Source organism: Sphingomonas arenae, from assembly GCF_016924655.1.
Classification (GTDB): Bacteria; Pseudomonadota; Alphaproteobacteria; order Sphingomonadales; family Sphingomonadaceae; genus Sphingomicrobium; species Sphingomicrobium arenae.
The window spans coordinates 64542-77830 of sequence record NZ_JAFFJU010000003.1; the positions used below are offsets into that span (position 1 = coordinate 64542).

Sequence of the window (13289 nt, forward strand, 5' to 3'; positions counted from 1 at the left end):
CGAGTCTCACGGACCGGTGATGGACTCCCGCCTTCGCGGGAGTGACGGATGACGATCCCATGATCCCGCGCGAGCTGGTCGCCACCGCCCGAATCCCGGGCGGCGAGGAGATGAGGCTTTATCGGCGCGGGCGTGACCACATGATCCTGGTCGAGCGCGAGGAACTCATGTCGACCCGGATGAGTGGCTCGGAAGAGGCGCTCGCCGAGCTTACGGCGGCACGGCTGGGTTCGCGTCCTCGCCAGCATTGGCTGGTGGGCGGCTATGGGATGGGCTTCACGCTGCGGGCCGCTCTCCGGGCCCTCCCCAAGGATGCCACTCTCACGGTTGCGGAGCTGGTCCCCGAGATCATCGAATGGGCTCGAGGTCCAATGGCGGCACTCACGGGAGGCGGACTGGACGACCCGCGCGTGACGGTGCGGCTCGGCGACGTGGCGGACGCGATCAGCGGCGGGACCTACGACGCCATCCTGCTCGACGTCGACAATGGGCCGGATGCGCTCGTCCGAGCCGCCAATGACCGCCTCTATTCTTCGGCGGGACTTGCCGCAGCAAAGGCGGCGCTCCGACGGGGCGGGCTTCTGGCGATCTGGTCCGCAGCCCCCGATCCGCGCTTCACGCGAAGTCTCACCAACGCCGGCTATGCCGTTGACGAGGAAGTCGTTCGGGCCCGGGCCAATGGCAAGGGGCCGAGGCATCACATCTGGTTCGCGACGCCGCGCTGATGGACAATCTCACGCACAGCCTGGCCGGCGCGCTCCTGGGACAGATGGGCCTGAAGCGACTGACCGGACGGGCGATGGCGACGCTGATCATCGCTGCCAACATTCCCGATCTTGACGCCATCGCTTCGGTGCTCGGGACCGAGAGCCTCGCTATACGCCGAGGGATCACCCACGGCCCTCCCGCCATGCTGATCCTGCCGCTGCTTCTGACCGGAGCGGTCTTGGCATGGGAAAAGTGGCGGCGGAACAAGGCTGGACAGCCGGTGCGTTTCTGGCCCTTGCTGCTGCTCGCCTGCCTTGGGACGTGGAGCCATCCCGCGCTCGACTGGCTGAACAGCTACGGGGTGCGCCTGCTGGAGCCGTTCAGCCATCGCTGGTTTGCCGGCGACACTTTGTTCATCGTAGACGTCTGGATCTGGGCGGCGCTGATCGTCAGCTTCCTCTGGTCGCGGCGCCGGGAGAAGCGTGGCGGGGACTGGCAGCGTCCGGCGTGGATCGGGTTTGCGGCCATCGGGGCTTACATCCTGGCCAACGGACTGATTACCGGCCGTGCCGAGGCGCATACCCATGCCGTGCTCGAACAGCGTGGCCATCGCGCCGAATTGGTCGTCGCCAACCCACTGCCGTTCACCTTCTGGAACCGGCGCATGCTGTGGCGCGATGCGGAGGTGCATGGCGACGGAGACTATGGCCTGCTGACCGGAGTGCGCCTGCCTGACGCATCCTGCCCGAACCGGCTCGACGACCCGGCTCTGACCGCCGCCCGCGGGAGGAGCGATGTGGAGGCGTTCCTCTTCTGGTCGCGAATGCCATATGTCGTGGAAGAGAATGGTCGCACCGTATTGAAGGATCAGCGGTTTTCCTCTTCGCTGCGCCAGTCGGCGGGGCGCACGGTGGGCGAATATGACCCATTTACCGTAGTGCTCTCCCCGGAACCGAGCGGGCAGTAGCTCGCTCGACCCATCATGGCCGACACGCAACTCGTCTGGCTCCGCCAGGACCTCCGTCTCGCCGACCAGCCGGCCTTCGCCGCCGCAATGGAGCGCGGGCCCGTGGTCGCCCTCTATGTGCTGGATGATGAGGCACCCGGCCGCTGGGCGATCGGGGGCGCCCAGCGCTGGTGGCTGCACCATAGCCTGGCGAGCCTTGGCCGCGGTTTGGAGGAGCGGGGAGGCGCGCTAATCCTGCGGCGCGGAAAGTCGCCCGAGGTCGTCCGCCAAGTCGCTGAGAAGCTCGGGGCGGCGGTCCACGCCACGCGCCACTACGAGCCGTGGTGGCGGCAAGCCGAAGCCGAGGTGGGCGAACGCTTGACCCTACACGAGGGCGACGTGCTCCATGAGCCCTCGGCCATCCGCACCGGCTCCGGTGGCGGGTTCAAGATTTTCGGCCCGTTCTTCCGCGCTCTCTCCCAGCACTTGCCGCCGCCCAAACCGCGGCCTGCTCCGCGCGAACTCGCGGGGCCGGAGCGGCTGCCGGCGTCCGATCGGCTCGAGGACTGGGAGCTGCTCCCCACACGGCCGAACTGGGCGAAGGGTTTCGCGGTTTGGGAGCCCGGCGAGGCAGGCGCTCTCTACCACCTCCGGCGCTTCGCGGCGGAGGCGGCCTCCTATGCGGGTCGTCGCGACCTTCCGGCGGAAGTCGGTACCTCCAACCTGTCGCCGCACCTGCATCATGGCGAGATTAGTCCCAGGCAAGTGTGGCACGGCCTGGAGGAGGGCGCAGGCGACAAGTTTCGACGGGAGATCGCCTGGCGGGACTTCTCGCGCCACGTGGTACTCGCCGATCGGGACCTCGGAACGCGGGAGCAGCGCTCGATCGGATTGAAGTACCGCACCGGCACGCAGGCCGACCAGAATTTCGCGGCCTGGACTGAGGGTCAGACCGGCTACCCGATCGTTGACGCGGGTATGCGCCAGCTGTGGGTGACAGGCTGGATGCACAATCGCGTGCGCCTGATCACGGCGAGCTTCCTCGTGAAGCATCTGCTGCTCGATTGGCGGCGCGGAGCGCTGTGGTTCTGGGACACGCTGGTGGACGCCGACTACGCAAACAACAGCCAGAACTGGCAATGGATCGCCGGCACCGGCTTCGACAGCCAACCCTTCTACCGGGTCATGGCGCCCTTGCTTCAGTCGGAGAAGTTTGGGGCGGCGGACTACATCCGGAGGTGGGTGCCGGAGCTCGCCCACCTTTCGGACGCAGAGATCCACGATCCGTGGAGTAAGGGAGTGGCGCCAGCCGAGTACGCCACGCCGCTGATCGGCCACCGTGAAGCGCGGGAGCGGGCGTTGCAGGCATTTCGGGAGGCCAGAGCCCGATCGTCCTGAGCGGTCCAGCAGCCTATCGAAGGGCGCGCTTCGAAACGCCGCTCACGCTGCTGCTCAGCACGAGTGGGGTTGAAGTGTCCCTGCCCCTCGGCAAAGACGCCGTGATGGCAACCAGGGGTGAGCATCTGCTGCGGGCCGACCGCGGTTTCGCGACAGGCGCAGGCCTCGTGGGGCGTCTTGTCGCGCCGGCTTTCTCCAGGATCGTGGATCGGCTGGACGAGCGCCTGATCGAGGGCGGCATCCACGCAACGCTGCCGTCCGGTGAGCAGCGGCGGATCGGCTTCCATGGCCCAGGTCCGGAGCCGGTGGTCCACCTCCACAGCTGGATGGCACTGGTGCGGCTCGCGACGTCGGGGAGTGTCGGCTGGTACAAGGCATGGGAGAAGGGCGAGTGGTCATCGCCAGATCCCGTGCCGCTATTCGAGCTATTCATGCGCAACGCGGCGAGTCTCGGAGACACGGCACGCGCCAAGGGACCGATGCGCCTGTTGAACTGGGCCGCGCACCAATGGCGGGACAACAGCCCGGTCCAGGCGCGAGACAATATCGCGGCGCATTACGACCTCGGCAACGACTTCTACGCCGCTTGGCTGGACCCGGGTATGACCTATTCGTCGGCCCTGTTCGAAGGCGTGGAAGATCTTGCCAAGGCACAGGATCGCAAGGTCGCCCGTCTACTTGATCGGCTCGCGCTCAAGCCGGGTGATCGGCTGCTTGAAATCGGTTGTGGCTGGGGAACTCTGGCGATCGAGGCGGCGCGGCGCGGCGCCAGGGTAGTCGGCCTGACGCTTTCGACGGAGCAGAAACTCTGGGCCGACCGCAGGATCGTCGAAGCAGGTTTGTCCGATCGGATCGAGATTCGCCTTCAGGACTATCGTGACGTCCGCGAGACCTTCGACGCGGTCGCGTCGGTTGAAATGGTCGAAGCGGTCGGACAGCGCTGGTGGGGTGCCTACCTCGACTGCATCACGCAGTCCTTGGAGCCCGGTGGGCGTGCAGCCTTGCAGTTCATCAGCATCCGGCCGGAACTGTTCGACCGCTATGCCGCGTCGGCTGACTTCATCCAGGCTTACATCTTCCCGGGCGGAATGCTGCTGCAAGAGCCCCGCTTTGCCGGGCTGGCGAGGGATCGCGGCCTGAATTGGGAGGACGTGCGCTGGTTCGGGCAGGATTATGCGCGGACGCTGAAGCTGTGGCGTGAACGCTATGACGCTGCGATTGCCGAAGGGCGGCTTGCCGGCTTCAGCGAGGAGTTTCATCGGCTCTGGCGCTACTACCTGATGTACTGCGAAGGGGGTTTCCGCGGCGACGGCATCAACGTCGGCCAGGTCACCCTGACGAAGGAGATGTGATGCGGATTGCCTGCCTCAGCCTTGCGCTTGCGATTGCGTTTGCCCCCGTTTCCGCGGCTGCGCAGGCGCCGGTGCCTGCCGACGCGGGAAGCCGTGAGGCCGTGCGCAGGGCAGGCGCGGAGGTGCTGTTCTGGAGTCAGCAGCAGCGAGACGCCAATTTCCGGCGCATGGAGCAGATCTTCCCGGCGGTTCCGATCAAGGCCGGCGGCAAGGCGCGTCTACTGCCCCGCGGTCGGCCGCTGCCTGTTGCGGATGCCGACGTGACTCGGTTCATTGAGGATCAGAACATCGCCGGGCTGATCGTGCTTCAGGACGACCGCGTCCGGCTCGAGCGCTATGCGCGCGGCTTCGGGCCCGACCAGCGCTGGACCAGCTTCTCCGTGGCGAAGTCGGTCACCTCCACCTTGTTCGGGGCAGCGTTAAAGGATCGGTCCATCCAGTCGCTCGATGACCTCGTGATCCGCTACGTGCCCGAGCTGAAAGGCAGCGCCTATGACGGCGTGACCGTCCGCCAGGTGCTGACCATGTCATCCGGTGCCAAGTGGAACGAGGACTATACCGACCCGAAGTCCGACGTCGCACAGATGTTCGCTCGCCCGGTGCCGTCCGGCGAGGACGTGACGGTGTCGTACATGAAGACCCTCGCGCGTGCCGCGATGCCTGGCAGCCGGTTCAACTACAATACGGGAGAGACCAACCTTGCCGGCGTGATCCTGGCGCGCGCCGTCAAGATGCCGATCAGCCGTTATGCCTCGCTCAAGCTGTGGCAGCCGTATGGAATGGAGGCCGACGCCGCCTGGCAGGTGGATGAGCAGGGACAGGAGATCGCCGGCTGCTGCATCTCAGCGCGATTGCGGGATTATGCCCGGCTGGGGCAGCTGATGCTCGAGGAGGGAGCCGGCCTGCTCGCCAGCGGATGGGTCCGGGATGCCACGGCCATCCACCAGCCCTTCCAGCAGCCGGGCCGGGGCTACGGCTATCTCTGGTGGATCGAGCCGAGCGGATACCGTGCCAGCGGCATCTTCGGACAGAGCATCTGGATCGATCCCAAGCGCAAGCTGGCCATCGTGGCCGTCAGCGCCTGGCCCGCGGCGCTGAACGACGATCTCGCCCAGCAGAGGACGGCCTTCTTCCAGCGCCTCGCGGACGCCGCCACCCGCCTTTAGTCGACGCGGACGCGTGCCCCTGTTGCGCGCTCCTCCGACAGGAGCTGAACGATGCGCTCCGCAACAACCTCTGGGGACTTGACGCTCTCGGGGTTCTCGCCGGGAAAGGCCAGCTCGCGCATGCGAGTCCGCGTGGCACCCGGATCAAGCACGGTGACCCGCAGCTTGCCGGTGTGGTCCGTTTCGTCCGCATAGGCGCCCAACAGAATTTCGAAGGCAGCCTTGGACGACCCGTAGGCGCCCCAGAATGCGCGGGGTTCCCGGCCTACGGAGCTGGTCACACCGATGACGTCCGCCTTTTTCGCCCGGCGAAGCAGCGGGTCGAAGGCGGCGATAAGGGCCTGGTTCGCCAGCAGGTTGATGCCGAGGACGCGGGCGTATTCCTTCGGATCGATATGCTCGACCGGCGTCAGGGTACCGAGCATGGCCGCGTTCATCACCAGGATGTCGAGCTGTCCCCAACGCTCTGCCACGGCCGTCGCGAGTTTGCCGATCGCCTCGCCATCGGTAAGATCCAGGGGCGCGATAGTGGCGCTTCCGCCCGCCTCGTGGATCCGGTCCTCCACTTGCTCGAGCCCCGATGCGGTGCGCGCGACCAGAATAACGTGCGCCCCACTGCGCGCGAGTGCTTCCGCTGTCGCAGCGCCAATGCCGCGCGAAGCCCCGGTGACGAGGACGAGTTTGCCTTGCAATGCTGTCATGGCGCGCGCGTTAGCGAGCCTAGCGCGAGGCGACCAGCGCCAATCCGCTTTCTTCCGTCTTCTTGTCGGTGAGGTCCGTCAGCCGTGTCGGATAATCGCCGGTGAAGCAGGCATCGCAGCGCTGCGGCGAAGTTGGATTCCGGCTCTCTCCTAGCGCCCGATATAGCCCTTCGATGGAGATGAAGGCGAGGGTGTCGGCGTTGATGAACTTGGTCATGCCTTCCACGTCCATCTGCGCGGCGAGCAGCTTCGCGCGCTCGGGCGTGTCGACTCCATAAAAGCAGCTGTGGCGGGTCGGCGGGGACGCGATCCGCATGTGAACCTCGCGGGCACCAGCATCGCGCATCATCTGCACGATCTTGAGGCTGGTGGTGCCACGCACGATCGAGTCGTCGATCAGCACCACCCGCTTGCCCTTGATCAGGGCATGGTTGGCATTGTGCTTCAGCTTGACGCCGAGATGCCGGACCTCCTGGTTCGGCTGGATGAACGTGCGCCCGACATAGTGCGAGCGGATGATGCCGAGCTCGAACGGGAGGCCGGACTTCTGGCTGTAGCCGATCGCTGCCGGAACGCCGCTGTCGGGCACCGGGACCACGAGGTCGGCCTCGACCGGAGCCTCCATGGCCAGCTCCGCCCCGATGTTCTTGCGCGATTCGTAGACGGAGATGCCGTCCACCACGCTGTCCGGGCGACTGAAATACACGTGCTCGAAGATGCAAGGGCGAGGGTTCGCCGCGGCGAAGGGTCGGAAGCTGCGGACGCCCTCCTCGTTTACGACGACCATCTCGCCCGGGCCGATCTCGCGTTCGTAGCGGGCACCGATCACGTCCAGCGCGACGGTCTCGCTCGCAAAGATGACGGACTCGCCGATCCGCCCCATCACCAGCGGGCGAATGCCGAGGGGGTCGCGGCAGGCGATCAGTCCCTGCTCGGTCAGGACCAGCAGCGAATAGGCGCCTTCGACCTGGCCCAGCGCGTCGATCAGCTTGTCCAGCGACGTCGTATAGTGGCTGGTCGCCACCAGGTGGATGATGACCTCGGTATCCGACGTCGACTGGAAGATTGAGCCCCGGCGATTGAGAGTCCGACGCAGCTTCATCGCGTTCGACAGGTTGCCGTTGTGCGCCACCGCGAAGCCGCCCTCGCTCAGCTCCGCGAAGAGGGGCTGGACGTTGCGGATGGCCGAAGAGCCGGTAGTCGAATAGCGGACGTGTCCGATCGCGGTTCGCCCGGGAAGGGAGCGGATCACCTCGTCCTTGTCGAAATTACCTGCGACATGCCCCATGGCACGATGGGAGTGGAAGCTCATCCCGTCGTAGCTTGTGACGCCGGCGGCCTCCTGGCCGCGATGCTGCAGAGCGTGCAGCCCCAATGCGACGAAGCTGGCGGCAACCTCGGCATTCCAGATGCCGAATATGCCGCATTCCTCGCGGAGCTTGTCGTCGTCGAACGGGTTGGTCGTCAGCATGGAACCTGCCGCCTGCCTGGAGTTGCGCCGCCTATAGGGGAAGGCGCCGCTTTTGTCTCCCCGCGCCTGAACCAGGGTTGAAGAGCCGCGCCCGGCACGTCACGTGAGGGCCATGAGGAACGTCTTTATCGCTGCAAGTCTGCTTCTCCTGGGGGCGTGTGGACGCTCTGAGGAGACACCCCAGGAGCAGTCCACCGCCGCAGAGTCGCGAACGCCCGCCGCGGCGACGGTTACATTTGCCGGATCGGGCCGGAACCGCCTGTGCCTGGATGAAGGAAGAGGCCGCGCAGCCTTCATCACCTATGGTCAGGGGAACGCCAACTGTACTGCCACGGGGTCACTGCGGCGGAACGGCAGTTCTGCCGCGCTCTTTCCGGACGGTGACCAGGCGTGCCGGGTCGATCTCACAATCTCGGGCGAAGGCGTGCGGCTAGGCGGCGCGACCGCAGCATGTGCCTATTACTGCGGTCCAACGGCCAGCTATTCCGGTGCCGAGTTCCGCCGTAGCGACAGCGCCGGCGCCGTCGTAGACCTTGCCGGTGATCCGTTGTGTTGACCTTTACGTGAACGTCAAGTAGCGAAAGCTTATGCCCGCAGCGGCCGCCAGCGACCATTCGCGCTTCTACAGCATCGGTGAACTCTGCGACGAGTTCGAGGTGACCGGTCGCGCCCTGCGCTTCTACGAAGACGAGGGTCTGCTCTCGCCGGAGCGGCGCGGGACACAGCGCCTCTACTCCGACCGGGATCGCGCCCGTCTGGCCTGGATCCTGCGTGCCAAGCGGGTGGGCTTCAGTCTCGCGACCGTTCGTGAGATGCTCGACCTCTACGATCTGGGCGACCAGCGCAGGACCCAAAGGCAGGTGACGATCGCCCGCTGCAAGGAACGCATCGCAGCGCTGGAGGAGCAGCGCCGCGACATCGACACCACCATTGACGAACTCCGCGACTTCATCGCCATCCTTGACCAGAAGGACTGACCCATGCCCGTCTACAACGCCCCCGTCCGCGACACGCGCTACGTCCTCGACCATGTCGTAGGGCTGCAGAACTACGGCAATCTGCCGGGCTTCAGCGAAGCGACCCCAGACCTGGTCGAGGCTATTCTCGAGGAGGGCGCGCGCTTCTGCCAGGAGGTGCTGCTACCGCTGAACCGTACCGGCGACGAGGAAGGCTGCACCCGTCACGAGGACGGGTCCGTGACCACTCCCGCGGGCTTCAAGGACGCGTGGAACCAGTTCGTTGCCGGTGGTTGGACGACCCTCCATTCTCCGGCGGAGTTCGGGGGGCAGGGGCTCCCCTCCGTCGTTTCCACGGCGCTGTCGGAGTATCTCTGCTCCTCGAACCACAGCTTCGAGATGTACAATGGCCTGACCCAGGGGGCGATCGCCGCCATCCTGGTCAAGGGCTCGCCGGAGCAGCAGCAGACCTATCTGCCCAAGATGGTCGGCGGCCAGTGGACCGGCACCATGAACCTCACGGAGCCGCACTGCGGCACCGACCTCGGCCTCCTCAAGACCAAGGCCGAGCCGCAGGCGGATGGCAGCTACAAGATTTCCGGCACCAAGATCTTCATTTCCTCGGGCGAGCACGACCTGTCCGAGAACATCGTCCACCTGGTGCTGGCCAAGATCACGGGCGCGCCGGACAATGTGAAGGGCATCTCGCTGTTCATCGTGCCCAAGTTCCTCGTCAACGAGGACGGCAGCCTGGGTGAGCGCAACAGCCTGTCCTGCGGCTCGATCGAGCACAAGATGGGCATCCACGGCAACTCGACGTGCGTCATGAACTATGACGGGGCCATCGGCTATCTGGTCGGCGAGCCGGAGAAGGGCCTCGCCGCCATGTTCATCATGATGAACGCTGCGCGCCTGGGTGTTGGGCTGCAGGGCCTCGCCCAGGCCGAGGTCGCCTATCAGAATGCCGTGGCTTACGCGAAGGACCGCCGGCAGGGCCGGGCGCTGAAGCCGGACGACCGCGATCCGAACGCCAAGGCCGACACGCTGTTCGTTCACCCCGATGTGCGGCGGATGCTGCTGGAAGCCAAGGCCACCAATGAGGCGTCACGCGCACTGATCCTGTGGGGTGCGCTGCAGGTTGACCTGACGCGCAAGGCCCAGACGGAAGAGGACCGCCTGCGGGCCGACGACCTCATCAGCCTGCTGACCCCGGTTATCAAGGGCTATCTGACCGACAAGGGTTTCGAGGTGGCGGTCAACATGCAGCAGGTGTTCGGCGGCCACGGCTACATCCGCGAATGGGGTATGGAGCAGTTCGTCCGTGATGCCCGCATTGCCCAAATCTACGAAGGCACCAACGGGGTGCAGGCAATGGACCTTGTCGGACGCAAGCTCGCGCAGAATGGCGGCCGGGCCGTGCGGACCTTCTTCGAGGTCGTGACGGCCGACATCGCCGAGGCACGTGCCGCTGGCGATCCTGCGGGTATCGCCGCTCCGCTGGAGAAGGCTCTGGGCGAACTGCAGCAGGCGACAATGTGGCTGGCGCAGAACGGCATGGCCGACCCGAACAATGCCGGGGCAGGGGCATATGCCTACATGAACCTCATGGGCGTGGTGGCGCTCGGCTGGATGTGGCTGAAGATGGCCTCGGCTTCGGCTCGTCTCCTGGAGCAGCCGGGCGAGGACCAGTCCTTCCACGATGCCAAGCTCGCCACCGCGCGCTTCTATGCTTCGCGGGAGCTGGTCAAGGCGGGTACCTTCCGCCGGCAGATTGAGGCGGGCGCGGATACGCTGATGGCGCTTCCGGTGGAGGCGTTCTGAGGCAGTCGGTGGCCGGTTGAAGAACCCGGCCAGCTACTCGCCAACCGCGCGGTTGACGTACCAGGGCTGAAGCATCGTCACGTCATTCGACTTGACCTTCTTGGGTGCAAGTCGGGACAGGTCGAACGTCTGGTCGAAGTGGACCCCGAACTTGCCACGCTGGGCCCAGCGGACGGTGCCGGTCACGGGTCCGACTCCCACGACGTCGATCGTCAGCTTCTGGTCCGGCGTCGCGGAACGCGGACACTCGACTAGGGCTCCGGAAGCCGAGATGTTGCGCAGCCGCACCTCCGTGACGATCCCGTCCAGGGAGATGATTGCGCGTCGCATCAGCCGCTGACGGGGCTCACGGATACACTGATAGCCTTCCGCTTCGACTGACCGGTCAGAGGCGAGCTTACGCGCCACTTCGGGTTCGGCAGGGCGACCGAAGATATAGCCTTGCACGTGACTGACGCCGAGCTCGCGGATGAGGTTGAGGTCGTCATGCGTCTCGACGCCTTCGGCCACCGTGTCCATCGACAGGCTGTCGGCCAGCGTCACGATGGCGCGAATGATGGCCGCGTTGCGGTTCTTGGACGACGCCGCACCCCGAACGAAGCTCTGGTCGATCTTGATCTTGTCGAACGGCGCTTTCTTCAAATAGCCCAAGGACGAGTAGCCGGTGCCGAAATCGTCGAGTGCGAGCCTGACGCCAAGCTCCTTCAGGCGCGCGAACGTTTCGTCCGTGGCATCGTTGTCGGCGAGGAACACGCCTTCCGTGATTTCAAGCTCGAGCCGCTCCGGCTTCACGCCCGTGTCTCGCAGCGCGGCATCCACGATCTTCACGATCGCCGGATCGTTGAACTGGATGGGGGAAAGGTTCACCGCCACGCGCACCGTATCCGGCCAGCGGGCCGCTTCGAGCAGAGCGTTGCGCAGGACCCACTCGCCAATGCGGCCGATCATGCCGCACTCTTCGGCGAGTGGGATGAAAATCGCGGGGGAGATCGCGCCACGTTTGGGGTGTGTCCAGCGGACCAGCGCCTCGAAGCTGGCAATTTCCTCGCCCGCCGCTCGCACGATCGGTTGGTACATGACTGAGAGCTCGCCGCGCTCGATGGCCTGGCGAAGGTCGCCTTCAAGGATTTGCCGGTCAGCCGCCTCGGAGTGCATCGAAGGCTGGTAGAAGCAGTGCTTGCCCCGACCGGCGCCCTTGGCTGCATAGAGCGCCAGGTCGGCATTGCGCACGAGGCTGTCGGCGCAGCATCTCCCCGGATCGCCGATGGCGATGCCGACCGAGGCGCCGATCGACACCCGATGTCCCTCGATCTGGTAAGGCCGGGAGACCTCGTGGATCAATGTCCGGGCGAGTGATTCGAGTAGCCCGATGTCCACGGTTCCGGGCAGAACGGCCTTGAACTCGTCACCGCCAAGCCGCCCCATCTGCCCGTGTTCGCCCATCACGCTCGTAAGGCGCTGCGCCACCTGCTTCAGCAGGGCGTCTCCTACGGGATGGCCGAGGGTATCGTTGACATTCTTGAACCGATCGAGGTCGATCAGGAACAGCGAAAGTCCCTTCTGGCGACGCGCGGCGTTCCGGAGCGCCTCGTCAAGCGTCTGGCGCATCATGGCCCGGTTCGGCAGGCCCGTGAGCGAGTCGAAACGCGCGAGGCGGCTGATCTCCTGCTCGGACCGGCGTTGCTCCGTAAGGTCCGTCCCGATGCCACGGAAGCCGAGGAAACGGCCGTTCTCGTCGAAGATGGGGTTGCCGGAGAGCGACCAGTGGACATCGGCGTCACTGGCGGGCCGAACAACCACGTCGGAAAAGGGGAATCGTGCCGAAAGGTGAAAGCCCAGCGTACGCTCTTCGCGGAACGTGTCGTTGGAGGAAGCTTCGACCGACAACAGGTCGGTAAACTGCCGTCCGAGCAGTGCTTCGGGGGTGGTGTTGAAGTCGTCCGCCAGCTGCTGCGACACGTAGGACAGCGTGCCCACGTTGTTGGTCTCCCAGAACCAGCCACGGCCTGAGGCTTCGAACTCGCCGACGAAGTTGAGTGCCTTTTGCGCCTGCTGATCGAGATGCAGCCGGCGGCGAGCCGCTGCCAGCATCTGCCGGGTTATGGTGATGCTGTAGGCCGTGGTCACCAGCCCGAGCGAGGCGATCACTGCGGTCACGAAAGGGTCGCCGCTGAAAAGCGCAGTCCCGATCGTGGCGACCAAAGCATTCGCCGCCGCGAGCGGCGGTGACCCGGCGCAGATCAGCGTCTTCATCGCCAACCCCGCGCCGAGCACCAATGGAAGGAAACCGAACCCTCCCACCGTCCCGTAAGAGTTCGCAGCCTGCGCGAAAAGCATCCAGATGAGGCTGGAGGCGACCACGTAAGCCAGCATCAGCCGCGCCGCGGTGTGCGGCGGAATATTGAAGTCCCGGCGCTTCAGGAGCAGTGCCGCCGCCGCACCGTCCAGCAATAACGACAGGATCAGCGGTACGAGGGTCCCGAATAGACCGCCGATGCCGATGCTCTGCCATCCCTGGACGATAATGGCCGCGCCGATCACCATGTGCGTGGCGGCAAGCAGCAGCGGCCCATAGGTGAACATCGACACGCGCTTGGACTGGAGAGACGAGTTCTCGTCCGTCAGGCCCGCGGGTGACAGGTCAAACCAGATCGCCTCACGCGTGGAAGCGCGCGCGGGACCGGCCAACTGACCATCGGTGGGTAGTCCAAGACGGGCCCGACGCATACTTCCGCAAGTCTCCTCGCGGACATGGTATGCGCCGGGCCGT

Annotated in this window: 11 protein-coding genes; 8 read left to right on the top strand and 3 right to left on the bottom strand. The window is 65.6% G+C overall.

The annotated features are described in order from the left end of the window. The first annotated feature begins 59 nt into the window (after positions 1 to 59). The 5 genes from JT720_RS11725 to JT720_RS11745 all read left to right on the top strand — a co-directional run bounded on the left by JT720_RS11725 (position 60) and on the right by JT720_RS11745 (position 5570). The gene (locus tag JT720_RS11725; RefSeq protein WP_205481490.1) at positions 60 to 725 is read left to right on the top strand and encodes a spermidine synthase family protein; all 666 of its coding nucleotides are present in this window, start codon (positions 60 to 62) and stop codon (positions 723 to 725) included. Continuing rightward, entirely contained in the window at positions 725 to 1675 is a 951-nt protein-coding gene (locus JT720_RS11730; protein ID WP_205481491.1) for a metal-dependent hydrolase, read from the top strand. The genes JT720_RS11725 and JT720_RS11730 overlap by 1 nt, the downstream gene beginning before the upstream one ends. A 15-nt stretch (positions 1676 to 1690) precedes the next feature. After that, complete coding sequence (locus tag JT720_RS11735) at positions 1691 to 3052, top strand: cryptochrome/photolyase family protein (RefSeq protein ID WP_205481492.1); 1362 nt, start codon at positions 1691 to 1693, stop codon at positions 3050 to 3052. 104 nt (positions 3053 to 3156) lie between these two features. Further along, positions 3157 to 4404, top strand: a complete 1248-nt coding sequence (locus tag JT720_RS11740) for an SAM-dependent methyltransferase (RefSeq protein ID WP_205481493.1) — start codon at positions 3157 to 3159, stop codon at positions 4402 to 4404. Beyond that, positions 4404 to 5570 carry a serine hydrolase domain-containing protein gene (locus JT720_RS11745; RefSeq protein WP_205481494.1) on the top strand — a complete coding sequence of 389 codons (1167 nt, stop codon included), beginning with the start codon at positions 4404 to 4406 and terminating at the stop codon, positions 5568 to 5570. The genes JT720_RS11740 and JT720_RS11745 overlap by 1 nt, the downstream gene beginning before the upstream one ends. Here JT720_RS11745 and JT720_RS11750 read toward each other — a convergent pair. Beyond that, complete coding sequence (locus JT720_RS11750) at positions 5567 to 6271, bottom strand: SDR family NAD(P)-dependent oxidoreductase (RefSeq protein WP_205481495.1); 705 nt, start codon at positions 6269 to 6271, stop codon at positions 5567 to 5569. The two genes, JT720_RS11745 and JT720_RS11750, sit on opposite strands and share 4 nt — an antisense overlap. A 19-nt stretch (positions 6272 to 6290) precedes the next feature. Beyond that, positions 6291 to 7742, bottom strand: a complete 1452-nt coding sequence (gene purF, locus JT720_RS11755) for an amidophosphoribosyltransferase (protein ID WP_205481496.1) — start codon at positions 7740 to 7742, stop codon at positions 6291 to 6293. A gap of 112 nt (positions 7743 to 7854) precedes the next feature. Between purF and JT720_RS11760 the strand changes: the two genes are divergently transcribed. From JT720_RS11760 to JT720_RS11770, 3 genes are read left to right on the top strand one after another with little or no spacing between them, the layout of a single operon-like run. Beyond that, complete coding sequence (locus tag JT720_RS11760; protein WP_205481497.1) at positions 7855 to 8298, top strand: hypothetical protein; 444 nt, start codon at positions 7855 to 7857, stop codon at positions 8296 to 8298. 31 nt (positions 8299 to 8329) lie between these two features. Further along, complete coding sequence (locus tag JT720_RS11765) at positions 8330 to 8719, top strand: MerR family transcriptional regulator (RefSeq protein ID WP_205481498.1); 390 nt, start codon at positions 8330 to 8332, stop codon at positions 8717 to 8719. 3 nt (positions 8720 to 8722) lie between these two features. Then, positions 8723 to 10519, top strand: coding sequence for an acyl-CoA dehydrogenase C-terminal domain-containing protein (locus tag JT720_RS11770; protein WP_205481499.1), 1797 nt, complete (start codon positions 8723 to 8725; stop codon positions 10517 to 10519). A gap of 33 nt (positions 10520 to 10552) precedes the next feature. Here JT720_RS11770 and JT720_RS11775 read toward each other — a convergent pair whose 3' ends face one another. After that, a complete protein-coding gene (locus JT720_RS11775; RefSeq protein WP_205481500.1) occupies positions 10553 to 13246 on the bottom strand; it encodes an EAL domain-containing protein in 2694 nt (897 codons plus the stop codon). Between the last annotated feature and the right edge of the window lie 43 nt (positions 13247 to 13289).

Coding starts and splice junctions, on each gene's coding strand:
- JT720_RS11775 (WP_205481500.1), bottom strand. CDS start 13,246: ATGCGTCGGGCCCGTCTTGGACTACCCACCGATGGTCAGTTGGCCGGT.
- JT720_RS11745 (WP_205481494.1), top strand. CDS start 4,404: ATGCGGATTGCCTGCCTCAGCCTTGCGCTTGCGATTGCGTTTGCCCCC.
- JT720_RS11735 (WP_205481492.1), top strand. CDS start 1,691: ATGGCCGACACGCAACTCGTCTGGCTCCGCCAGGACCTCCGTCTCGCC.
- JT720_RS11770 (WP_205481499.1), top strand. CDS start 8,723: ATGCCCGTCTACAACGCCCCCGTCCGCGACACGCGCTACGTCCTCGAC.
- JT720_RS11760 (WP_205481497.1), top strand. CDS start 7,855: ATGAGGAACGTCTTTATCGCTGCAAGTCTGCTTCTCCTGGGGGCGTGT.
- JT720_RS11725 (WP_205481490.1), top strand. CDS start 60: ATGATCCCGCGCGAGCTGGTCGCCACCGCCCGAATCCCGGGCGGCGAG.
- JT720_RS11750 (WP_205481495.1), bottom strand. CDS start 6,271: ATGACAGCATTGCAAGGCAAACTCGTCCTCGTCACCGGGGCTTCGCGC.
- JT720_RS11765 (WP_205481498.1), top strand. CDS start 8,330: ATGCCCGCAGCGGCCGCCAGCGACCATTCGCGCTTCTACAGCATCGGT.
- JT720_RS11740 (WP_205481493.1), top strand. CDS start 3,157: ATGGCAACCAGGGGTGAGCATCTGCTGCGGGCCGACCGCGGTTTCGCG.
- JT720_RS11730 (WP_205481491.1), top strand. CDS start 725: ATGGACAATCTCACGCACAGCCTGGCCGGCGCGCTCCTGGGACAGATG.
- purF (WP_205481496.1), bottom strand. CDS start 7,742: ATGCTGACGACCAACCCGTTCGACGACGACAAGCTCCGCGAGGAATGC.